The organism is Xenorhabdus indica (assembly GCF_014467235.1).
Taxonomy (GTDB): Bacteria; Pseudomonadota; Gammaproteobacteria; order Enterobacterales; family Enterobacteriaceae; genus Xenorhabdus; species Xenorhabdus indica.
This window is the reverse complement of the sequence record NZ_NKHP01000007.1, coordinates 29,505-56,122: the sequence shown is the minus strand read 5'-3', so window position 1 is coordinate 56,122 and position 26,618 is coordinate 29,505. Positions and strand designations below refer to the sequence as shown.

Annotated in this window: 11 protein-coding genes; 8 read left to right on the top strand and 3 right to left on the bottom strand. The window is 40.6% G+C overall.

Going from position 1 to position 26,618, the window contains the following annotated elements:
• Nucleotides 1–5 precede the first annotated feature (5 nt).
• The 3 genes from Xind_RS07365 to ydgH form a co-directional block, all read right to left on the bottom strand.
• A complete protein-coding gene (locus Xind_RS07365) occupies nt 6–545 on the bottom strand; it encodes a fimbrial protein (protein WP_047682079.1) in 540 nt (179 codons plus the stop codon).
• 849 nt (nt 546–1,394) lie between these two features.
• Nucleotides 1,395–2,786: a basic amino acid/polyamine antiporter gene (locus Xind_RS07360; RefSeq protein ID WP_047682076.1), complete on the bottom strand. Its 1,392-nt coding sequence runs from the start codon at nt 2,784–2,786 to the stop codon at nt 1,395–1,397.
• A 477-nt stretch (nt 2,787–3,263) separates the two neighbouring features.
• A complete protein-coding gene (ydgH, locus tag Xind_RS07355) occupies nt 3,264–4,217 on the bottom strand; it encodes a DUF1471 family protein YdgH (protein ID WP_187649765.1) in 954 nt (317 codons plus the stop codon).
• A 413-nt stretch (nt 4,218–4,630) separates the two neighbouring features.
• Here ydgH and pntA point away from each other — a divergent pair, with 413 nt between their 5' ends.
• The 8 genes from pntA (at nt 4,631) to Xind_RS07315 (ending at nt 26,610) form a co-directional block, all read left to right on the top strand.
• On the top strand, nt 4,631–6,160 hold the full coding sequence (gene pntA, locus Xind_RS07350; protein WP_187649764.1) for a Re/Si-specific NAD(P)(+) transhydrogenase subunit alpha: 1,530 nt from the start codon (nt 4,631–4,633) through the stop codon (nt 6,158–6,160).
• 10 nt (nt 6,161–6,170) lie between these two features.
• A complete protein-coding gene (gene pntB, locus Xind_RS07345; RefSeq protein ID WP_047682070.1) occupies nt 6,171–7,559 on the top strand; it encodes a Re/Si-specific NAD(P)(+) transhydrogenase subunit beta in 1,389 nt (462 codons plus the stop codon).
• Between the two features lie 545 nt (nt 7,560–8,104).
• Complete coding sequence (locus Xind_RS07340) at nt 8,105–11,626, top strand: non-ribosomal peptide synthetase (protein WP_187649763.1); 3,522 nt, start codon at nt 8,105–8,107, stop codon at nt 11,624–11,626.
• Nucleotides 11,623–16,341, top strand: coding sequence for a non-ribosomal peptide synthetase (locus Xind_RS07335; protein ID WP_246432483.1), 4,719 nt, complete (start codon nt 11,623–11,625; stop codon nt 16,339–16,341). The genes Xind_RS07340 and Xind_RS07335 overlap by 4 nt, the downstream gene beginning before the upstream one ends.
• The gene (locus Xind_RS07330; RefSeq protein ID WP_187649762.1) at nt 16,338–22,340 is read left to right on the top strand and encodes a non-ribosomal peptide synthetase; all 6,003 of its coding nucleotides are present in this window, start codon (nt 16,338–16,340) and stop codon (nt 22,338–22,340) included. The genes Xind_RS07335 and Xind_RS07330 overlap by 4 nt, the downstream gene beginning before the upstream one ends.
• Before the next feature lie 345 nt (nt 22,341–22,685).
• Nucleotides 22,686–23,234 (top strand): fimbrial protein, encoded by a 549-nt coding sequence (locus Xind_RS07325; protein WP_187649761.1) that lies wholly within the window; start codon nt 22,686–22,688, stop codon nt 23,232–23,234.
• Nucleotides 23,235–23,429: 195 nt separating this feature from the next.
• Complete coding sequence (locus Xind_RS07320; RefSeq protein WP_338114338.1) at nt 23,430–24,032, top strand: fimbrial biogenesis chaperone; 603 nt, start codon at nt 23,430–23,432, stop codon at nt 24,030–24,032.
• Between the two features lie 79 nt (nt 24,033–24,111).
• A complete protein-coding gene (locus tag Xind_RS07315; RefSeq protein WP_187649759.1) occupies nt 24,112–26,610 on the top strand; it encodes a fimbria/pilus outer membrane usher protein in 2,499 nt (832 codons plus the stop codon).
• Nucleotides 26,611–26,618 lie beyond the last annotated feature (8 nt).

Genomic DNA, 26,618 nt, shown 5'->3' with positions numbered 1-26,618 from the left:
ATATTTTAGTTGTAAACGATAGTGAAATTAGCTATCGCATTACCAGTACCAGGAATAATCGTTTGTTTGGTTGCAACATACTTAGCAATGAAATTCATTTCAACCGTTTGATTTTCAATAATTTTTTTAGATGAAGTCTTTGCCATAGGAATTGGCGTATTGCTATTTTGTTCATAAATACCAACAGCAATCCCGTCAGCGGCTCCAGGCTTTGAATTGTCTAATGCTAAAAGTGTATTATTAATATTATCAAGTTGACCATCAAATTTAACACTTGCATATTGATTGGTTTTTGGGCAGTCAGTCAACTTAATGCTGAAGTGTGTCGCGGCTGCCGTGCTATTGACCCCACTAAATGAATTTGTACTGATTGTTCCCATATTTACAGTTTGATTTTTAGAGGTTGAATCAATTTTACATGCATCGGCAATAATTTTTCCTGTGAATCTGATTTCTCCATCTTGAATATTACCATTTGCGGCATGTGCCAAAGACATAAATACAGATGAAACAAATAAGGATGAAATAATTAACTTGGTTTTCATTTTTAATATATCCCATCCCTGGTGTAGTAATACAACAGGGATATAGCTGATTAAATTAACATTAAAGCCGTACAATTATAATACAGCAAATGAGTAGTCTCAGTTGATACCTGAAAAATGATAAAAAATGATATTAATATTTTCTATCTGACAGATATTTCGAAGAATATAGTAGCGATCAATGAGTAAAGATCAAAATAATAACTCAACAAAGCGCAATATTTGGAGTTTTGCTCTAATAACGTTCCATTAATAGCGTTGTAATTCATAAAATAGAATGTTTTTTAATCGTAAATAAGTTTTTATTCTGTTTTATAAGATTAATTATTAATTGGAGAAAATCTGAGGGAATAAATATGAGGATAAAAGTGTTTATTTTTGTGATTTTATATTTTTACTATATATTTTACTAAATATTATTTATTTGTGATTAATATCCAATTCATGGAGTTAATGCCAAGTATTTTACATTCGTTAGATGATAAAACCAGCCTTTTTAGATTCACCAGTTAATATAATTAACATAAATTAACTCATAGCCAATAATAACTGACATAGCATAATTTGTATAATGGGGACTTAAAAAAATCCTGTAACAATAAAACAGAATAAATATTTATGTATAGAATGTTTTTTGATCTTAAAAATCCATATTAGTTACAACATACTTATTTAAAAAAAACACTCATTAACCAAACAAAAAAGCTCAGCAGGATAACATTTCAAAAAACGAAGAAAGGCTTGAAAGAAGCAGGAGAAAAGAGTAGGAGAGAAGCAAACTTCTCTCCATGATCTTGGCAGATAGGTGATTTAGACTAATAAATAGTTAATGAATGCAAAGAATAGGCTCTAATGAATCAATAACCATGTAGAGGGAATCGTTGTCAGTAATAAAATAGCAATCGCAGATTTTTCTAACATATTTAGGCCATTACACCCCTGGTTTTGCTTCCTTGCATATAGGAAAACCAATAATCCAGGGGCATACAATATAACAGAAAGCAGCAGATGCATTAAACCTGAAGCATAAAGTAACCATAAACCATAGCTACAAGCACCGATAGCGATGAACAATAAAACTCGATTACTACGCTCAAATGCTACTTTTACTAAAAACGCACCAACCAAAAAGTAAGGGACAAGTATCATTTCTGATGCGATAGAAAGCAATGTGTTGTAATTACTGCCACTTAACCAAATCAAGACCAATGCAAGCTGAATGGCCCCATTTGTGATCCACAACGAGGATGCAGGTGCTTTTTTATCATTTTGTTTACTGAATTCCTTTGGAAATGAGCCATGCAGGGAAGCAATAAAAGGAACTTCTGCTGCCATTATTGTCCAGCTCAGATAAGCACCACAGACGGAAACGATTAAACCAGCAACAATAATCACTTCACCCGCTGAGCCAATTAACCCTACCATCAAATTTGCCATAGAAGGGTTACGCATTGCAGCTAATTCAGGTCTGGTAGCTAATCCCAATGAGAGTAGGGTAACAAGCACGTAAACACCTAATGCTGAAACAACAGCCAGTATAGTTGCAATACCAATATCTTTACGTTTTTTGGCTCTGCCAGAAACCACGACGGCACCTTCAACACCAATGAACACCCATAAGGTTATCAGCATGGTATCTTTGACTTGCTGCCAAACGGGGACACCCATCTCAATACCGGTGAAATCGAATGTAAATACGTCTATCTTGAAAGCGATGACAGCCAAAACGATAAACATTCCTAGAGGTAACAGCTTTGCCATTGTGGCCAATTGATTGACACCTGCCGCCGTTTGTACTCCTCTGAGCACAAGCCAGTGAACGAACCAAAGTAAAATCGATTCACCAATCAACGCTTGCCAAGTATTTCCATCACCGAAAATCACGGAATGTTCGGTATCAGTAAAAAAACTTAACGCCGCAAAGACGATCACCAGATAAGAAACATTGGCAATAATAGCGCAGAACCAATATCCCCATGCAGAACAAAAGCCAACTAATTCACCAAACCCTTCTTTAGCATAAGTAAAGATACCACCGTCTAAATCAGGGCGGAGGCGAGAGAGTAAGAGTAAAGACGTAGCTAAAAAGAGAATACCTATACCTGTGATCCCCCAACCAAGCATTAATGCCGCTGGGCTACCTGCGTATGCCATATTTTGTGGCAAGCTGAATACACCCGCTCCAACCATAGAACTGAGTACGAGAGCTGTTAGAGACGTAAGGCCTAATTTCTTTTCCAAAGATACGTTCCTAAAAGTAAGATAAAATCAACACGATTAGCCAGAATACTTATCCTGAATATCGAACACATATTGGACATTTATTGCATCCATGCTACGGAATGCAGAAATATTCAGTAGTTAAAACTAAAAAACAGGGCGATTCTACGGAGTGAAGGGGGTGTATGCAATGGGTGACTATGCAAAAAAACATAAAAATTATGCATAAAAATATATTTTCCTCTAAATAAATTACAAATGACTTTTCTGTTCTTCTTATGCTTTTAAGAAACAAGTAGGTGTTCAAAATATAAACATTTTTAATGAGTAAAATTTGAATTTACCTCGGTGAATCAAATAATAAACAGTTATGAAAATTGTGTAAATGAAGGTTAAATAATGAATTTTATGGATATGACAAAAGCGATCTATAGAAGAAAAAGAAGCACACCTAATAATGTGTGCTTCTTTCATAAATTGATTTGAGAAAAAAATTGATTATTTAAATAAATCTGCGCTAATGGTAACGTTGCCACCATTAGACTGCCATTCTCTCGTGATATGGTAGTATTTCGCCCCTTTTTCTGCTGCACGTTTAGCTACCTGATAAGATACTTCAGGTGCAGTTGTGTAATAGCCAGAGAAAGTGATGGAATCAAAAGGCACCATCTGAGCCGCAGATGCTTTATTCAATTCTTCAATTTTTGTTCCATTAGGCAAGGTTACAGTGTAACGTCCGCCTTTTGATGACTGGGTCTCAAAAAAGCGACCAATAACATGACTGGTTGATGTTGACGAGGCAACACCCGGAATTTCAACTTTCTCAGCAGCTTCCCCACCTTGTGCCAAAGACTGACGACCCGCATCGGAATCGGCTGGAATGACTGCCTTATCAGATTGTACTTGGCGTTTCGGTGCATCTTCTTTATAAATATAAGCTGTAACTACCTGGTTACCACCATTATTCGGGGTAATATCACGAACAATAAAGAAAGAAGCGGCATTTTTCTTTTTAGCTGCTTTAGCAAGAGCTTCTTTTAGATCAGGATCAGTTGGAAAATAACCATTTACTGTTATCGTATCGAAAGGTTCCAGAGTGACAGCTTCGGTTTTAGGTAATTCTTTGATCCCACGATAGATGCGATAGTGAGTGGTTTTGTCTACTTTTTCTGCATCTTTATGATATAAATCAGCAACAACACGTAAATTACCACTTCCATTGAAATCGTCTAAACTCTGAATATAGAAACTATCAGCACCTTTTTTCTCAGCCTGACGGGAAACTGCATCGGTTGCTTCATAAATTGCATTAAAACGTCCGGTGACTGCGATTCGTTTAAATGGCTTAAGTTCAGCAGCTTGCTCTGGTGTTAATTCTTTTGCTGCATGTGCTGCGGTAATTGTTGTTAATGAGAACATCACAGTTGCGATGATCGTGGTCTTCAGCTTCATAAAAAATCCTTTCGCCTTGCGCATTAAAATATTTATAACGTGCTGAACATTGTTCTGTATCACATAGATCGTAATTATTACATGTATTAATGCCAATTGTCGCAAGAATTTATTCTATTTAAATAACTGCTTATCTGTTTTTGGCACATGACGCCAAGAATTTTAATGAAAATAGTCATTTATATAAAAACAATCATCGATTACATTGAAGGTTATTTTATTTTCAGAAATATTGTCTTTCAGAATCCTTATGTTACCTTAATGGTATTATTTCATTTGTTATCATTTGGTATTTTTGTTGATAAATCTCATTGATAGGTTTTACTGATAGTAGTAATAAAAACAATCTAATCGTTAAATTGGCTTCAACAGGTAATAATCAGCAATATTTTATCCTTAAAGAAGGAAACATTATGCATATTGGTGTACCAAAAGAGCAATTTCCCAATGAAGCTCGCGTTGCTGCAACACCATCAACAGTGGAGCAATTACGGAAGTTAGGATTTAATGTAACAGTTGAAACAGGAGCAGGGTCTCTTGCCAGTTTTGATGATGTTGCTTATCAAAAAGCCGGGGCTGATATTGCAGAACATCATGAAGTTTGGCAATCAGACATTGTTTTTAAAATAAATGCTCCGGAAGATAAAGAAATTAGATTAATGAAGGAAGGCGCAACATTAATCAGTTTTATCTGGCCAGCACAACATCCTGAATTAATGGAAAAACTAGCAAAACGCAAAATAACTGTTCTGGCAATGGATGCTGTCCCACGTATCTCCCGCGCCCAATCATTAGATGCCCTGAGTTCAATGGCAAATATTGCTGGTTATCGGGCCATTGTTGAAGCCGCTCATGAATTTGGCCGTTTCTTTACTGGCCAGATTACTGCTGCCGGTAAAGTACCACCCGCTAAAGTTATGATTATTGGTGCTGGTGTTGCTGGCCTTGCTGCTATCGGAGCGGCAGGTAGTCTCGGTGCGATTGTCCGTGCTTTTGATACTCGTCCGGAAGTTAAGGAACAGGTTCAAAGTATGGGCGCCGAATTTTTGGAATTAAGTTTCAAAGAGGAAGCAGGAAGTGGGGATGGTTATGCAAAAGTGATGTCAGAAGCCTTTATTAAGGCTGAAATGGAACTGTTCGCCGCTCAGGCAAAAGAAGTTGATATTATTGTTACAACCGCTTTGATTCCGGGTAAACCTGCACCAAAACTGATTACCAAAGAAATGGTAGAATCAATGAAGCGGGGGAGTGTGATTGTCGATCTGGCTGCACAAAATGGCGGAAACTGTGAACTTACAGAAACCGATAAACTTGTTGTGACAGATAATGGTGTCAAGATCATTGGTTATACTGATTTACCTAGCCGTTTACCTACCCAATCATCACAATTATACAGCACCAACTTAGTTAACCTGATGAAATTACTGTGCAAAGAGAAAAATGGGGAAATTGCCATTGATTTCGATGATATTGTTATTCGTGGTGTCACTGTTATTAAAGAAGGAGAGCTTACCTGGCCTGCGCCACCAATTCAGGTCTCAGCTCAACCTTCCAAACCTGATGTTACCAAGAAAGCCATTAAACCGACGGAAGCACCTAAATCTCCGTGGTTGAAATATGGGTTACTGGCATTGGCCATTATCCTTTTTGGTTGGTTAGCAAATGTTGCTCCGAAAGAGTTTCTGTCCCACTTTACCGTATTCGCTCTGTCTTGCGTGGTTGGATATTACGTTGTCTGGAATGTCAGCCATTCATTACATACTCCATTAATGTCTGTCACTAATGCCATTTCCGGGATCATTGTGGTCGGAGCGGTATTACAAATAGGCGAAGGTGGATGGGTGAGTTTCTTCTCTTTCATTGCAGTGTTGATTGCCAGTATCAATATTTTTGGCGGGTTCACTGTGACACAGCGTATGCTAAAAATGTTTCGTAAAGGATAAGGGGTAACTCATGTCGAATGGAGTAGTCACTGCGGCATATATTGTTGCTGCGATCTTATTCATTTTCAGTCTTGCAGGACTTTCTCGCCATGAAAGTTCCAGGCGAGGTAATCTCTTTGGCATAACCGGGATGGCAATTGCCCTGATTGCAACCATATTAGGGCCGGATACAGGTAACGTTGGCTGGATTGTTCTGGCAATGATTATTGGAGCAGTCATTGGAACTCGTCTTGCTAAAAAAGTAGAGATGACTGAAATGCCGGAATTAGTCGCCATTTTGCATAGTTTTGTTGGTTTGGCTGCTGTTCTGGTTGGGTTCAATAGCTTTATGGCCCACGATATTTTTGCTGATGCCATTATGGAAAATATTCATCTGACAGAAGTTTTCCTTGGGATCTTTATTGGGGCTGTGACCTTCACAGGTTCGGTTGTGGCATTTGGTAAATTACGCGGAAAAATTTCATCCAAGCCATTGATGTTGCCACATCGCCATAAACTTAATCTGGCTGCTTTGGTTGTCTCTTTTGTGTTGATGATTAGCTTTATCAAAACAGAAAGCGTCGGTTTACAGGTTTTCACCATGCTCACCATGACGGTAATCGCATTAGCTTTTGGTTGGCATTTGGTGGCATCCATCGGCGGGGCAGACATGCCGGTTGTTATTTCCATGCTGAACTCATATTCGGGATGGGCGGCCGCTGCGGCAGGTTTCATGTTGAGTAATGACTTACTGATTGTGACTGGTGCTTTAGTGGGTTCTTCTGGTGCGATCCTCTCTTATATCATGTGCAAGGCGATGAACCGTTCCTTTATTAGTGTTATTGCCGGTGGTTTCGGTAGTGATGGTGTCTCAGCGGACGATGATCAGGATATGGGAGAATATCGTGAAGCAGCCGCAGAAGATGTCGCTGAACTATTGAAGAATTCTACTTCGGTTATTATTACTCCAGGTTATGGAATGGCTGTTGCTCAGGCACAATATCCGGTACATGACATTACAGCAAAATTGCGTGAAAGAGGAATCAACGTACGTTTTGGTATCCATCCAGTGGCAGGGCGCTTGCCTGGTCATATGAACGTATTACTGGCTGAAGCTAAAGTGCCTTACGATATTGTTTTAGAAATGGAAGAAATTAACGATGACTTTTCTGAAACAGATACAGTTTTGGTTATTGGTGCCAATGACACAGTAAATCCTGCGGCACAGGAAGATCCAAACAGCCCGATAGCTGGAATGCCTGTATTAGAAGTTTGGAAAGCGCAAAATGTGATTGTTTTTAAACGATCTATGAATACCGGATATGCAGGTGTGCAAAACCCATTATTCTTTAAAGAGAATACACAAATGCTATTTGGTGATGCCAAAACAAGTGTTGAAGCAATTTTACGTGCACTATGATTGAATATATTTAATCGAGTTAAATTTGAGAGCTTCGTATAAAAATCGAAGCTCTTTTTTTGTTTAAAAATAGTATTTTTATATTTGATTATTTAATTAAATTAAAATTTATATAGATAGCGAAGTTAAAACTTAATTGTTATATTTTCCTCTGAATATTATTAGTTTTGATGTGAATTTTATATTATGCAACCATTAAAAAAACTTTATGTTTTTTCATTGTTTTGATAACTAAATCAAACAATACCGTTAAGGATTTTCGATATTCATATGCTAACATGGCTATTAATTTTTTCATTTTACCATTTTAAATATCATGAAGAATCACTTGAATAATGTTAAAATTAATTTCCCTTCTTACCTGTCTAATTCAATATTTCAAAAAATATCTATTGCACGGTATATGTTAATGCATCGGATTTATAATTACATAAAAACATAACTTACCCATTTCAAAAAATGATAAAGAAAATTATTAATCAATCTTTTTTCGAAAGATGACTGAAACGTGCCTGAAAATTATTTTTATGTAAAAGGTGTTATATATGAAAAATGCAGCGCAAATTGTCAATGAAGCTTTAAATCAGGGAATCACTCTATTTGTTGCTGATAACCGTTTACAATACGAAACTAGCCGCGATAGTATTCCAGCAGAATTGCTCCGTGTATGGAAACACCATAAACAAGAGTTAATCGACTTCCTGAGCCAAATCGATTCAAAAGAAGAAATTCAAACACATCAGTTACAGAATATTCAACGTGATGGCAATGCAGAACATTATCCACTCTCATTTGCTCAGCAACGTTTGTGGTTTATCGACCAACTGACCGAAGGGAGTCCCCAATATAATTGTCCCGGTTATTTGAGATTACGTGAATCACTCAACCTCAATGCATTTAAAACCGCGGTAAAAGCATTGCTTGAACGCCATGAAGCATTACGTACTCATTTTAAAATGATTGATAATGAGCCACGACAGGTTGTAGCAAATTCCTATGATTTACCCATTAAGCTGCATGATCTAACGGCATTGTCTGAAGCTGAGCAGAAAAATGAAGTTAAACAACTGAGTAAAGAAGAAGATAATTTGGTTTTTAACCTCAGCACTGACTTGATGTTGCGTATTCGATTGATTAAGCTGGCTGAAAATGATTATGTCATTATCTATACCATTCACCATATTGCCTGCGATAGCTGGTCAATAGAAATCTTTATCAATGAACTTATCACATTATATCGCGCTCATAATCAAGGGGAAATAGCCCCATTACCGCCACTTAAAATTCAATACACCGATTATGCTCAATGGCAACGAAATTGGCTGCAAGGTGATATTCTGAAAAAACAACTGGATTATTGGCAAAACCAGTTATCAGGTATTTCTCCATTTCACCGTTTTCCATTGGATAGTCCACGACCGGAGAAACAGAGTTTCGAAGGGAAACTTAAGGAACAACGTATTTCAAAGGATTTGACTCAAGAAATCAGAGCATTATGTCACCAACATGTAGTCACTCTATTCATGTTTCTGGAGACAGCTTTTGCTGTATTATTAAGCCGTTACAGTAATGAAAAAGACATTCTGGTCGGAACCCCCCTTGCAGGGAGAGTACACCGTGATATTGAGCCTCTGATTGGTTTTTTTGTTAATTCTCTGGTGATCAGAACGGATTTATCCGGTCAGCCTACTTTTAGTGAGTTATTAAAGCAGAACAGTCGTACCATTCTGGATGCTTATGCACATCAAGATCTGCCATTTCAAATGCTGGTAGAAAAAATCAGTCCGGGACGAAACTTAAATTATAACCCTATATTCCAAATCGCTTTTACTCTGGAAAATACTCAGCAAGGTACAACGTTAGCGCGGGATAATAATATTGAGATTGAAGAGCGTCTGCTTTTGAAAGTCCGATTTGATTTGGAAATTCATATTTATGAAGAAGAGGAGGGAGGATTATCTTTTTTGTGGGTTTATGACAGCAGCCTATTCAAAAATATTACTATCGAAAGATTACTTGCCAATTATGAAACTTTGCTTGCTAATATTGTTAGAGTGATGAAGCCACGTATCGGCTCAGATTTGATACACAAAGAACCCTCTGTTCATGACATTCCGCTATTAGCAGAGACTGAAATACATACTTTATTACATGAATGGAATGGGCTACAGGATCATAGCCAGCATGGCGGCTGTTTTCATGAACTGTTTGAGGAACAAACTGCCCGGCATCCTGAAAAGACAGCCGTTGTTTTTGGCAGTAATTCATTGAGTTATCAGGAATTAAATGAACAGGCCAACCAACTTGCTCACTATTTGATAGAACAAAATATCAAACCAGAAACATTGGTTGCGTTCTGTATTCCTCGTTCATTGCGCGCTGTTGTAGCACTATTGGGGATTATTAAAGCCGGTGGGGCCTATCTGCCGTTAGATCCTGGCTATCCGACCTCTCGTCTTCAATATATGCTGGAACACAGCGAAGCTAAGTTCATCCTGACTGAAGCACATCTGATAGAAAAACTCCCAATCAGCCAGCAAAAAGTCGTCTGTTTAGATACTGAGGCAATACAGTCACAATTGCAGCACATGCCTACGGGCAATATCGTTGAACGCCCATTTCAACTAACTGAAAACAGTCTGGCTTACGTCATTTATACCTCAGGTTCTACGGGTAAACCGAAAGGGGTGATGCTGGAACATAAAGGGTGGGTGAATCTGGCACTTTCACAGGCAGAATTATTTGGTGTTGATTCGTATAGCCGTGGATTGCAGTTCGCTTCCTGGAGCTTTGATGCCATGATCTTAGAAATATCTATGACACTGGCGTATGGCGCAACACTTTATTTAATTTCAGAAACCCAACAGCATACCCCTGAATGGTTGGATGAGTTAGTGGAAAAAAAACAGATTACCCATGCTGTATTACCACCTGCTTTGCTGCCTTACCTGAATTTTAACAAATGGCGTTCCGTTTCAACCTTGCTTTTAGCGGGGGAAGCTGTACCACCACAAATTGCTGTTCGTTGGTTACAGGGCAGAAAACTGTTCAACGCATATGGCCCGACAGAATGTACTGCCATTGTGACTTCGGGCTTAATAACTGATGACAAAATTACGATTGGGAAACCATTGCCTAATACCGTTATCCGTATTCTTGATCCATCAGGCAATCTAGTTCCTATTGGTGTTGCGGGGGAATTATGTATTGGTGGCATCCAACTGGCACGTGGGTATTTGAATGCGCCTGAAACGAACGCAACGAAATTTATTACTGATTTGACGGACAAATCCCAACGTTTATATCGCACGGGGGATTTAGCTCGTTGGCTGCCTGATGGAAATGTGGAATTTATTGGTCGGATTGACTCTCAAGTCAAGATGAGAGGATTCAGGATTGAATTAGGAGAAATCGAAGCTGCACTGGCGGGACATGATGCCTTAAGCAGCGCTGCGGTTATTACTTATGGGAACGATAAAGACAAAAGATTGATTGCCTATGTTTGCCCAACCGCAGATTGGTTGGGCGAAAGAGTCCTGCAAGTTAATATCGAAAACCTTAGTACCGAAAACATCTCCCAATACTCAGAGATTAAAGCTGAACTTTCAGAACAACTCGAATCAGCACTGAAAAAACAACTGCCGGAATACATGATTCCAAGCCTTTATATTCCACTGGAGCGAATGCCACTCACGTTAAATAACAAAGTGGACAAAAAAGCATTACCTGTCCCAGATGAAAATGATTTCCGTCAACAAGATTATGTTGCGCCAAGAAATGAAATGGAGAAAAAAATCAGTCAATTATGGCAAGAAGTGCTAGGTGTCAGTCAGGTCGGTATTCATGACAACTTTTTCGTATTGGGTGGTCACTCACTTCAGGCAACCCGCCTTATTAGTTCAATACGCAATGACTTAAAAGTAGAGGTGCCTTTGAGAAGTGTTTTTGAACATCCGACACTTGAGCAATTATCGCAAGTTGTCGCTATTCATTTTATCAAAGAAAAAAGAAAACATTTTCAGGCTGAGCAAGAAACAACACAAGAACTATTGGAAGGTGATATATGAAAGATGCAGCGCAGATCATCAGTGAGGCTTTAAATCAAGGGATTACTCTGTTTGTTATTGATAACAAACTGAAATATGAAACTAGCCGCGACAGTATTCCACCGGAACTGTTTAATGAATGGAAACAACATAAACAAGAGTTAATTGATTTTCTGATACATCTTGAATCAGAAGAAGACGTGAATATACATCGGCTACAGGATATTCCACGTTATAAACGTGCAGAGCATTATCCACTGTCATTTGCCCAACAGCGTTTATGGCTGATTGATCAACTAACCGAAGGCAGCCCTCAATATAACTGCACAGGTGATTTCAGGTTGAGAGAGCCGCTCAATTTCAACGCCTTTGAGACTGCTATAGCAACATTGCTTGAACGCCATGAATCACTGCGTACTTATTTCAAAATGATTGATAATGAACCCCGACAAGTTATTGCTACTTCTTATGATTTACCAATTACAATACATGATTTGTCTTCGTTGCCAGAATCTGAGAAGGAGCAACAGGTTAAACAACTTGGTGAACAAGAGTGGAAACAAGTCGTTAACCTCAGTACTGACCTGATGCTGCGTATTCGGTTGCTAAAATTAGCAGAGGATGATTATTTCATTCTCTATACGATCCATCATATCGCCTGTGATGGCTGGTCGCTGGCAATATTCATCAGTGAACTGCTCACATTATACCGTGCCTATTGCCAGGGCGAGGATGATCCTCTGTCACCATTAAAAGTTCAATATACCGATTATGCCCAATGGCAACGGGATTGGTTACAAGGTGATATTCTGGAAAAACAACTGGATTATTGGCAGAACCAGTTATCAGGTATTTCACCACTTCACCGTTTTCCACTGGATAATCCACGTCCAGAAAAACAGAATTTTGAAGGGGATGTCCATCCACAACGTATTCCGAAGACTCTGACCCAAGAAATACGCGCACTGTGTGCCAAACATAAAGTGACGTTATTTATGTTTCTGGAAACAGCTTTTGCTGTGTTGTTGAGCCGTTACAGTAGCGAAAAAGATATTCTGGTTGGAATGCCCCTTGCAGGGCGAAGACATCGTGACACTGAGGCTTTGATTGGATTTTTCGTCAATTCACTGGTGATTAGAACTGACTTATCCGGCCAGCCTACTTTTAGTGAATTATTAAAACAAAACAGTCGTACCATTCTCGATGCTTATGCACATCAAGACCTGCCTTTTGAGATGTTGGTAGAGAAAATCAGTCCAGAACGGAATTTAAATTATAATCCTATTTTCCAGATCATGTTTGCAGTACAGAATAATCAACGGGATACAATTCTGGAGCAGGATAGTGTTGTTACATCTAAAGAACGTTCACTTCTGACGACCCGATTTGATTTGGAAGTCCATATATACGAAGAAGACGAAGGTGAGTTATCTATTGGGTGGATCTCGGATACCAGCCTGTTCAGAAGTGCTACTATTAACAGATTAATCGCCAATTACGAAGTTTTGCTGACCAACATTGTTGATGTGATGAAACATCATGTTGGCACTAGCGAGCCATCCGTCCATGACATTCCATTATTAGCAGATGTTGAGCGGAACACCTTACTGCATGAATGGAGTGGGCCACAAGTTTCTTACCAGACCGGGAAATGTTTCCATGAACTTTTCGAAGATCAGGTCTTACAACACTCTGAAAAAAATGCCCTGATCTTTGGGGATGATTCCCTGAATTGTCAGTCATTGAACTATCAGTCATTAAATCAACAAGCCAACCAATTAGCGCATTATCTGCTTGAGCAGGGGATCAAACCGGATACATTGATTGCACTTTGTATACCACGATCATTACAGGCTGTTGTGGCGTTGTTGGGTATTCTTAAAGCAGGCGGGGCTTATTTACCGTTAGATCCCAGTTATCCGAAAGCCCGTCTCCAATATATGTTGGACCACAGTGAAGTGGGGTTTATCCTGACCGAAACTCACCTTGTTGAAAAACTCCCAATCAGCCAGCAGAAAGTCATCTGTTTGGATACGGCGGTTATACAGTCACAACTGCAATACATGCCCACAAGTAATATTACTGAGCGTCCATTCCCGCTAACGGAAAATCATCTGGCTTATGTGATTTATACTTCCGGCTCTACTGGCAAACCGAAAGGGGTGATGCTGGAACATAAGGGGTGGGTTAATCTGGCATTTTCGCAAGCAGGATTATTTGGTGTTGATTCATATAGCCGGGGATTGCAGTTTGCCTCCTGGAGTTTTGACGCCATGATCTTAGAGATGTCCATGACATTAGCCTATGGTGCAACACTGTATTTAATTTCAGAAACACAACAGCGTTCCCCTGAATTGTTGGATGAAATCGTTGAAAAACATCAGATAACCCATGCTGTACTACCCCCAGCACTGCTTCCTCATCTGAATTTTAACAAATGGCATTCTGTCTCAACGTTGCTTTTAGCGGGTGAAACCGTACCACCACAGATCGCTGTTCGTTGGTCACAGAATAGAAAACTGTTTAATGTATATGGCCCGACAGAATGTACATCCATTGTTACCACGGCTTTATTAACTGACGAGAAGATCACAATTGGAAAACCTTTGCCTAACGTTGTGATGCGTATTCTTGATCCAGAAGGTAACTTGGCTCCGATGGGCGTTGTCGGGGAACTGTATATCGGTGGTGTTCAGTTAGCACGCGGTTACCGAAACTCACCGGAAATCACGGCAAGACACTTTATTCGCGATCCATTCAGTTCACACGCAACGGATAGCCGGGAAAACAGGCTGTATCGAACTGGCGATTTAGTGCGCTGGACACCTGATGGTCAGTTGGAATTTATCGGCCGCGTTGACTCTCAGGTTAAGATCCGTAGTCACCGCATAGAATTGGGTGAAATCGAAACAGTTTTGTCCGGGCACGAGGCTTTAAGTAGTGCTGTTGTTATCGCTTATGGTCAAGATGAAGATAAAAAGCTCATCGCGTATGTCTGCCCAAGTCCGGAATGGTTAGGTGAAAAAGCCACTGAATTTAACGCGGGAAGCGTTGAGAACTGGACAGAAATTTTTGATGAGCAGTACCGTCAACCGATAACGAATAATACCCGGCAAGACAGTATCCGTGATTCAGTCGAATCTGACAGTGATTTCAGTGGCTGGATGAACAGTTACACTAAACAGCCGATTACTCTTGAACAGATGGAAGAGTGGTTAGCGGGGATCATGCACCGGATTAATGCCCTGCATCCTCACCGTTTACTGGAAATTGGTTGTGGTAGCGGATTATTGTTGTATCGCTATGCTGAACAGTGTGAGTCAGTGGTGGCGACTGATATTTCGGCTGAGGTTCTGAACCGGCACCAACATATTCTGCAACAACGTGGCTGGTCACATGTGCAATTAAGAAGAGGAGATGCGCTCAACTTAGGCACATTACATGTTGGCGAATTTGATACTGTCGTAATTAACTCTGTTGTCCAATATTTCCCCAATGTTCAGTATCTGGAGAAAGTGCTTGAACAACTCATGCCTGCTGTGACCGCAGGCGGAAAAATTCTGTTGGGTGATATTCGCAATTTAGATCTACTAACTGCTCATGCTACAGCAATAGAGCAAAGTCATCTTAACGGGCAGCGTATTCAGGTCGGAGTGCTGGCGAATCGTATTCAGCGCCGTTTACAACAGGAACCCGAATTTTTACTCAGCCCAACTTATTTTGCTCAATTACCGACGCGTTACCCTGAAATAGGCCGGGTTGACATTCTGGTTAAACGTGGCATCGGTGATAATGAAATGCTGCGTTATCGTTATGATGTCATACTACATAAAAGAGACGAAAATACTGAATCTTGTCATGAAATACCGCTAAGTTGGCACAATTTCGACTCTTTTGAAAGTCTGCGTAATTTGTTACAAAAGGGCACAGAGGATACATTTGGTGTTTCGGGCATTTCTAATGCCAAAGTTAAAGATGATCTTGCTTTAGCAGAAGGGTTACGTCACTGGTCAGCCAATCAGATGGTAACACCACCAGAAAATGCCGGCAGTTTCTCCCCACAGGCATTAAAACAGGTTCAGGAATTCGAATCCTTACTGCAATATGCTGAACAGTGTGGTTATCAGTGTGGCGTAACATGGTCACAACAGCAACCTGATTTACTGGATGTGATTTTCAGCCGCGCAGTATTGCCCCCAGTACAGGCACGTACCAGCTACAATCAAAACCATTTGGCTAACTATCCGCAAATTTCGGCTATTAGCGGTGAACTTTCAGAATTACTCGAATCTGCACTGAAGCAGCAACTACCAGAATATATGGTTCCTGGTCTTTATATTCCTCTGGAACGAATGCCACTCACTTTAAATAATAAAGTCGATAAAAAAGCGCTACCTATCCCAAATGAAGATGATTTACGCCGACAAAACTATGTGGCACCAAGAAATGAAATAGAAATTAAGCTCAGTCAGTTATGGAAGAGTTTATTGAATGTCAGTCAAGTCGGGATCTATGACAATTTCTTTACACTGGGTGGTCACTCACTTCAGGCAACCCGCCTTATTAGTTCAATACGCAATGACTTAAAAGTAGAGGTGCCGTTGAGAAATGTTTTTGAACATCCGACACTTGAGCAGTTATCGCAAGTTGTCACTATTCATCTTATTAAAGAAAAAAGAAAACATTTCCAGTCTGAGCAAGAAACAGCACAAGAACTCTTGAAAGGTGAGATATGAAAAATGCCGCGCGAATTGTCAATGAAGCTTTAGATCAGGGAATTACTCTGTACGTTACTGATAATCGTTTACAATACAAGACCAGTCGCGACAGTATTCCACCGGAATTGCTCAGTGAGTGGAAACAACATAAACAAGAGTTAATTAATTTTCTGAACCAGCTTAATTCAGAAGAGCAAACTCAAACGTATCACTTTTTGCAAGATATTCCGCGTGCTGGTAACGCGGAACATTATCCGCTTTCATTTGCTCAACAGCGTTTATGGTTTATTGATCAACTGGATGGAGGCAGCCCTCAGTATAACTGTATGGGGAATTTCAGGTTATGGGAATCCATTAACATACAGGCGTTTGAGGCAGCCGTAAAGACATTGCTTGAACGCCATGAAGTGTTGCGTACCCATTTTAAAACCGTCGGTAACGAGCCGCGGCAATTTATTTCCACTGATTACGATTTACCAATTACACATTATGATTTATCCGCACTTTCTGAATCTGAGAAAAACTATCAAGTAAAACAACTTGGTAAGGAAGAAGAGAGTTTGATTTTTAACCTTAGCACAGATCTGATGCTGCGCATTCGGTTAATAAAATTGGCAGAAAATGATTATGTCATTATTTATACGATTCATCATATCGCCTTTGATGGCTGGTCTGTAACAATATTTCTCCATGAATTTTTCACGTTATATAAAGCTTATTGTCAAGGAAAGGTAAATCCGTTACCTCCGCTGAAAATTCAGTATGCTGATTACGCCCAATGGCAACAGAGCTGGTTACAAGGTGATGTGCTGAAAAAGCAACTGACATACTGGCAGAATCAGTTAGCGGGTATTTCACCCGTCCATCGTGTGCCACTGGATAATCCACGTCTGGAGAAACAAAATATCGAGGGATGTTTTCATACACAACGCATTTCCTCGCGTCTGACCCAAGCAATCAGGGGATTGTGTGCTAAACATAACGTGACTTTATTCATGTTCCTGGAAACGGCTTTTGCTGTATTGCTGAGCCGTTACAGTAATGAAAAAGATATTGTGATTGGAACGGGGCTGGCAGGGAGAAGACACCATGATATTGAGCCGTTGATCGGTTTTTTCGTCAATTCACTGGTTATCCGAACGGATTTATCCGGTCAGCCTACTTTTAGTGAATTATTAAAGCAGAACAGTCGTACCATTCTGGATGCCTATGAGCATCAAGATCTGCCATTTGAGCTAGTGGTAGAAAAGCTCAGTCCGGAACGAAGCTTAAATCACAATCCTATATTCCAGATTATCTTTGCGGTACAGAACAACCAACGTGATACAACGCTGGAACAGGATAATATTACTGATTTTGGCGATGATTTACTTAAAACGACTCGATTTGATTTGGAAGTCCATGTTTATGAAGAAGAACAGACAAGTGAATTATCTATAGTATGGGTCTCTAACACGAGTCTGTTCAACAGTAGCACCGTTGAGAGATTCATCGCCAATTACGAAACCTTGCTTTCTGGCATTGTTGAGGTGATGACAGATGATTCAATCAATAAAGAACCTTCCGTTCATGAACTCCCATTATTGGCAGAAGCTGAAAAACAGACCTTACTGCATAAATTAAATGGGCCACAGAATCATTATCCACCAGGGCGGTGCTTCCATGAACTGTTTGAAGAACAGGCGGCCCTGAATCCTGAAAAAAACGCGCTGGTTTTTGGGGAGGAAGCTTTAAGTTATCAGGCCGTTAATGCTCAGGCCAATCAGTTGGCTCATTACCTGATTGAACAAGGTATCCGGCCAGATACTCTGGTGGCCATTTGCCTTCCCCGGTCGTTACAAACGGTGATTGCCCTGTTGGGGATTCTCAAAGCCGGCGGCGCTTATGTGCCGCTGGATGCCAGTTACCCGCAAGCCCGCCTGCAATATATGCTGGAGCACAGCGGGGCGGAATTTATCCTGACTGAAACAGCGCTGGTGGATAAATTACCCATCAGCCAGCAACGCGTTATCTGTCTGGATTCCGACACGGTACAGTCGCAGGTGCAAAACCTGCCCGCCGGTAATCTTGTTCATCGCCCGGTGCCCTTGACAGAAAATCATCTGGCCTATGTCATTTATACGTCAGGCTCTACCGGCCGGCCAAAAGGGGCAATGCTGGAGCATAAGGGGTGGGTGAATCTGGCACAGGCGCAAGCCCGGTTATTTGGTGCGGGGGCTGATATTCGCGGGTTGCAATTTGCTTCCTGGAGCTTCGACGCCGCTGTGTTGGAAATGGCCATGACTTTGGCTTATGGGGCCACGCTGTATTTGATTTCAGAAACACACCGCCGTTCACCTGAATGGCTGGACGAGATGGTTGAAAAACACCATATAACCCATGCCGTACTCCCGCCGGCGCTGCTGCCTCATCTGGATTTCAACAAATGGCGCACCGTTTCAACCTTGCTGTTAGCGGGGGAAACGGTGTTGCCGCATATCGCCGCACAGTGGTCACAGGGCAGAAAGCTGTTTAACGTTTATGGCCCGACTGAGTGTACGTCGATTGTGACTGCCGCCTTATTAACCGCCGATAAGCGAGTGACGATTGGGAAACCGTTGCCAAATACCGTGATGCGTATCCTGAATTCTGACGGCCATCTGGTGCCTTTTGGTGCTGTCGGGGAACTGCACATCGGTGGTATTCAACTGGCACGGGGTTACCGTAATGCACCGGACATGACAGAAAAACAGTTTATTCCTGATCCTTTCAGCACCAATCCGGCAGACCGGCTTTACCGTACAGGGGATTTAGTGCGCTGGACGCCGGAAGGTGAACTGGAATTTATTGGCCGGCTGGATTCGCAGATTAAAATCAGAGGGTACAGGATAGAGTTGGGGGAAATTGAGGCTGTTTTAGCAGCCAATGATATTGTGAGTCATGCGGTGGTAAGCATGTATAGTCAAGGCGAAAATCAAAAACTCATTGCTTATATCAGTCCCACAACGGCGTGGTTAGACGAAAAAGTGACCGCATTGAATGAGAACTATATTGAAAACAGGAAAAATGTCTTTGAAGGACAATCTACATCGGAAAATACCCATCATGACAATAATGGAGTAGTAGATTCAGACACGGATTTCAGTCGCTGGATAAACAGTTATACCGGTCAGCCCATTACGCTGGACCAAATAAAAGAGTGGCGGACAGGCACTGTACAGCGAATTGAATCCTTGCGTCCCCGTCGTTTACTGGAAATCGGCTGTGGGACAGGGGATTTGTTGTACCATTATGCGGCTCAGTGTGAATCGGTATTGGCCACTGATATTTCAGCGGCAGTCTTGGCTCGTCACCAGAAGATTTTGCAACAGCGTGGCTGGTCGCACGTAGCACTAAGAAGGGGGGATGCACTGAATTTGGGCACAACCACGCCTGATCAGTTCGATACCATTGTGATTAACTCCGTTGTGCAATCCTTCCCCAATGTTCAATACCTGGAAAAAGTGCTTACTCAGCTACTGTCAATCATGGAGACAGGCGGAAAAGCCTTGTTGGGCGATATTCGTAACTTAGATCTATTAACTGCACATGTCACGGCCATTGAGCAAGGTCACCTGAATGGGCAACGCATTGAAGTCAGCACATTGGCAAATCGTATTCAACGGCGATTACAACAAGAAACCGAATTGCTGCTTAGCCCAACCTATTTTACCCAGTTACCAACACGTTATCCTGAAATTAGCCGGGTTGATATTTTGGTCAAACGTGGCATCGGTGATAATGAAATGCTGCGCTATCGGTATGATGTCATTCTGCATAAGAGAAACGCGCAGACGACATCTTGTGATGATTTATCTTGCAATTGGTACGATTTCTCTACTCTGGAAAATTTGCGTGATTTATTGCAGGCAGGGATAGACCCGACATTCGGTATTTCAGGCATACCTAATGCCCGCATCAAAGATGATTTTGACTTAGCGGAAGGGCTACGCCATTGGCCAGCCAATCAAATGATATCGCCGTCAGAATATGCAGGTGGTTTTTCTCCGCAAGCAACGAAGCAAATTCAGGCATTGGAGTCTTTGCTTCATTATGCCGAACAGTGTGGTTATCAGTGTGGTGTGACATGGTCACAACAACGACCTGACTTGCTGGATGTCATTTTCAGCCGGGGTGAATTACCTCAAATACAGGCACGTTCAGATTACAGCCAAACTCATTTGGCCAATTATCCACAACTCCCTGCCATTGGTGGAGAACTTGCGGAGTTACTGGAATCTGCTCTGAAAAAACAATTGCCTGATTATATGGTGCCCAGTCTTTATATCCCATTGGAACGTATGCCACTGAATTTGAATAATAAAGTGGATAAAAAAGCGTTACCTATTCCAGATGAGAGTGACTTACATCGTCAGACTTATATCGCACCGAGAGATGAAATTGAGAAAAAACTCTGTCAGTTATGGCAAGAACATCTAAAAATCAATCAAATTGGTATTTATGATCATTTCTTCTCGCTCGGTGGTCATTCACTCCTGGCCGTTAAGATAACCGCTGCCATAAGAAGTACTTTAACCAATAATTTCAGTATGCAGCAGCTATTTGCAAATCCAACCATTGCACAAATTGCAAGTGTGATTCGTAACAGTCATAAGCACGAAATATCTGTACCAAAGACAACACCTAATATATCTGATGGAAAAATACCTATTTCTTATAGTCAGAGACTGTTTTGGTATTTTATTCAAGAAAAATTATTGGAGGACAGTTTTCACGTACCAGTTGCTTTACTGATGGAAGGAAAACTGAATCATAGTGCGTTGGAAAAAACGTTAAATACCATCTTAGAGCGGCATGAAAGTTTGCGTTTTAAGTTTTATAAAGAAAACGAGCAAATTTTCATGCAGCCTGATAATAAAATGAAAATTAATCTGCAAGTTATCGAAGCATTACCAAAAGAAATAGAGAAAGAAAAAATTATTATTGAAATTAACAAACTCTGGGAAGAGAAATTAAGAACACCTTTTGATGTTTACAAAGGTCCATTGATCAGGACATTCTTATTGCCTGTTTCGGAAAAAATGACAGTATTATTTGTTGATATGCACCACATTATTTCTGATGGATGGTCTATCAATGTCATAATGAATGAGTTTAAACAGTTATATACGGCTTATTCTCAGGGACAAGAAAATACGTTACCACCAGTTGCTATGCAATATTCTGATTATGTTTATGACTTGCAAGAAACTCATACAACTGAGGCAGTTAAAAAACAGATTAAATTTTGGCAGCAACAATTTTCCGATGTTAGTACAGAACGTAATTTTCCCGTTCCTTTCAAACGTCATCTGGCCTCAAAATATCGCTCTCATTCCCGTCATATCAAAATACCTGATTCACTCGATAAAGCCGTTTCACAATATTGTGAAACTCATAAGATAACGCCTTATATGTTATTTATGGCTTTATTCCACACTTGTCTTTTTATGCACTCCGGTGAGTCACAACATATTGTTACCTCACCAAAAGCTGACCGTAATCGCATAGAAAGCCATCAAACAGTCGGGTTATTCTTAAGTGACTTAATAGTCAAATCGACTATTAGTAAGGAGATGAGCCTGCAAGAAGTCATTAAGCAGGTTAGTCAGTCTGTTCATCACTTCATAGAAAATTCAAATACTCACATGTCTGTTGTGCTTGAAGTGGTGGGAGAAAAGGCGATAGATAATATATTTAATGTTCTGTTTAACTATTTGGATGCGCAAAATCTCTATGATTTTATCGATATGTCCAAGAATGGAAAATTATCACTGCCAAATCTTGATGTGGAATTGATAGAGGCCCAAGTGATTCCTTTTGAATCACTTGGAATGAATCTCATATACATGCCACAAAAGATCGAGTGTGCACTCAATTACAATCCAGAACTGTATACAGGAGAAGTTATTGATAACCTGGCTGAATATTATGAACGACTACTGAATGTCATTATATCCGGTCAAGAAAAAGAGAGCATCAGTCAGTTTTATGGCTAAATTTTCCTGAAAAATTAACATGTTGGCCTCGTCAATGAGGCCAATATCGAATTCGGCGGCGAAAGTTGCCTCAGTCAGTTGTTAACGTTAATCTATGCAATTATGGCGCATATGTAAAAAAACGTTTCTCCGTTTCACTTTACTTTTCCTTGATTGATAAATCCTATCAATATATTGACCATCGATCGTCAATACCGATCAAATTATTGATCTTTTTTGATTCTTAAGGTAAATTTTTCTTCTTCGCGCACAAAACTGTGCTCGAAATCTTTTCGTTATAACGCTTTATTATTTTGTGTTATACATAACAACTAGTTGTATATTATGATTTTTATGGATATGTAAATGAAAAAAACTTTAGCATCATCTTTTATTGCTGTAATGCTGATTTCAGTAAGCAATATTTCTTATGCAGCACTTCTGCCAACAACAGGGACAGTAAAATTTCAGGGGAACATTGTAGAATCAACCTGCTCTGTTGGCAGTGATTCTGACAAGATTGTGAACATGGGGACATATCTCAAAAGCGATATTCCTGGCTCTTCAGGAGGTGAAGTTACGGGTAGCAAAAAGGATTTTAAAATCAAATTAACTGGGTGCCCTGTTACTACACCTTTTTCAAAAATGGGGATCACATTATCTGGGACTAAGGATGCCCATAATCCTAGGCTATTAGCAATAGACTCGTCGGGTGCAGAAGGGATTGGCATCAGTGTTTATGACTCCAAAGGTACCCAGATGGATTTTACTTCTGGTTCTCACAAATTAGATGATATTGATATCGATACAGCTAGTAAGGAAATACTTTTACAAGCGGCTTATGTATCTAATGGACAAACCGCTAAAGCCGGAACGGCCAATGCCACACTTAATTTCGAAATAAATTACAAATAAAAATCATTTATAAATATTTATTTCCTGGCCGCAGAGGCATTTTTATGGCTGCGGCCTTGACCTATTAACATCATAAATAGTCATGTAATAATGAAAGATAAAATAAAAAGAATATTTACATCGTATATGCTAACGAAAAAAATAGCACTTATATGCTCATTATTTTTTGTATTGCCATCCTGGGCAGGTGTAACCGTGGGTGGAACCCGCGTTATTTATAAAGGTAATAAAAAAGAAACTTCAATTTCAGTGAAAAATTCTGATGAAAGCCGGCCTTATTTAATTCAGTCTTTTATCAGTACTGATTCAAAGGGAGAAAAAGCGCCGTTCATTGTGACACCACCGCTATTCCGTTTGGATGCGGGCAAAGAAAGTATACTTCGTATTGTCCGTACCGGCGGTAACTTACCTGAGGATAGGGAATCGGTTTTTTACCTGAATGTGAAATCTATTCCTTCCATACAAGAAAACGAACAGAATACTTTATTGATTACGGTGAAAACCCGAATCAAATTATTTTATCGGCCTGAAGGCATTGAAGGTGATGCCGAAGAAGCTTATAAGACGCTGACATTTCGTCGCATGGGTCACCAACTTGAGGTCAGAAACCCCAGTAATTATTACGTAACCATCGGGCAGCTCAAAGTAGCCGGGAAAACCCTGACGGGGACTGACATGATCGCGCCACAGGGTGTTGCACATTTCGTTCTGCCATCTGAATCACCCGGCTTAGTTAGCTGGAATAGTATTAACAGTTATGGTGGTGTCAGCAAAGAGATAATTAAAAACTTGCCTTAAAAAGAAGATGAAAGATAACAAAGAATATTGGGGACAAAAAATCATATTTATTAAATATAAAACAAATAGCAGCACAGTCATGCCAACATGTTTGCTTTCGGTCTTTATTCTATGTTTTTCTGTGTTGTTATCATTACCCGTCATGGCAAAGGATTATTTTCGATTATCAGCATTGGAATTAAATGATACTCAATCGGTAATTGATTTAAGCACATTTTCATCCCCCGGCAGCCAATTACCGGGTCAATATCAGGTGAATATATTTCTTAACGGCAAAGAGAAAGAAACAAAACAAGTTAATTTTATTAAACTGGAAAACGGCAAACTGTCGCCACAGCTAACGGTCGATAATTTAAAACAGTTTGGCGTAAAAATCTCGGTTTTTCCTGCGCTGATGACACTCTCGCCTGAACAAATTATTGATGATATTAGCGAGTATATTCCACAGGCATCGGCTTCATTTGATTTCTATGAGCAACGTCTGGATATCAGTATTCCGCAAGCGGCATTGGATAATCAAGCCAGAGATACTGTGGCATCACATTTATGGCAACAAGGAGAGTCAGCATTTTTAATGAGCTATAATTTTAGTGGGTCAGAGAATTATAGTAAGAATACAAAAAACCAGAGTTATTTTTTAAATTTACACAGCGGGATAAATATCGGACCGTGGCGGGTAAGGAATCAATCCGTTTATGACTATGATTCTGGAAAAAATGATCCTGGAACCAGTAAAGGTAAGAGTCGTTTTTCATCCATTAACAGTTACATCCAACGGGACATTCATGGACTAAAAAGTCAACTCATTCTTGGCGAAACTTTTACTGACGGAGATATATTTGAAAGCGTGCCGTTCATCGGTGCTTCTATGACATCCGATAGCTTAATGTTGCCCGGCAGCCAACGTGGCTTTGCGCCAATTATTCGTGGTATTGCTCAAACCAACGCGCGCGTAACGATTCGCCAAAATAATTACGTCATCTACGAAAGCTATTTTCCGCCGGGGCCTTTTGTTATTACGGATCTTTATTCAACCTCCGGCTCCGGTGATTTGGATGTCACGATCACCGAAAAGGACGGGCGGCAACGTAAATTTGTGCAACCATTTTCATCAGTGCCAATGATGCAGCGAGAAGGGCAGTTAAAATATCAGGTTACCCTGGGGCGCTACCGTTATTCCAATGCCAACACTTATAAACCTTATTTTAGCGAAGCAGCATTTATTTATGGGTTCTCCAATCGGTTAAGTTTGCTATCTGGTATGCAGGTAGCAGAAAACTATAGGGCGTTTAACGCGGGACTGGGGGTTGGACTAGGTAATTTTGGTGCAATTTCTCTGGATATGACACTGGCAGATGCCAGATTGCCGGAGAATGAACGTAAACGAGGGCAATCGTATCGAATTCGATATACGAAAAGTATTGAGGCGACGGGGACATCCCTGACTTTCTCCGGTTATCGTTATTCCACACCGGAATACTATTCATTTGCAGAGGCAAATGAATACTCAGTCAGAAAAGACGCCAGCCGTGCACAAAATAAGCGAAGCCAATTGGAGCTAACCCTGAACCAGGGGATGGGGGATTTTGGCAATCTTTATGTATCTGCCTATCAGCAAGATTACTGGGGAAAACAAGGCACCAACCGATCATTATCTGCGGGTTATAACATTAACCTTGCCGGGATCAGTTATGGATTGAACCTTTCCTACAATGCCAATCATGAATCCATTAAGAGTAAGGATATACAGGCATCGTTTAACGTCTCTATTCCATTGGATAAGTGGCTACCTAATGGATGGGCAACTTACAGCATCAGCAGAAACGGCCGCAGTCAGGGAAGTCAACAACTGGCGATAAGTGGCAGTGCATTGGACGATCATGCCTTGTCCTATAGTATCCACGGGGAGCACAGCCATAATATGGAAGGGGCGAGCGGCGGTGCTTCGTTGGGATATAGCCATTCTTTTGGCCGTGTGAATCTGGGTTACAGCTACAGTGATAATAGCCAATCGCTTAACTACGGGCTGTCTGGTGGTCTCGTTGCCCATCAAGACGGCATTACGTTTTCTCAATCATTGGGTGAGACCGTGGTACTGGTTAAAGCGGCTGGTGCAGCAGAAACAAAGATTTTAAATCACAGTGGAATTAAAACGGATAAACGTGGCTATGCCGTAATCCCGTCGGTCGAACCTTATGCCTACAACCGGGTTGCCCTGGATACTGAAATGCTGGCTGATGGTATTGATCTTGACAACGCTGTGCAACACATTGTACCGACTCGCGGTGCCGTGATTGCTGCCGATTTTCGCGTCCGTCAGGGGCACAGGATATTAGTAACATTACGCCACAACGGCAAACCCGTACCTTTTGGTGCCAGCGCAGCGTTAATAAACAGTGACAGTAGCGGGATTGTTGGTGATGACGGTGAACTGTATTTGAATGCTGTCCCAGAGCAGGCAGAAATAAAAGTACAATGGGGAAAAAATGAAGATCAACAATGTCATGCAAAAACAGATTTATCAGTGCTGCCCGAAAAATCAGGCGTATTACGCCTGACCGCGGACTGCCGCAGTTAAAAGGAATT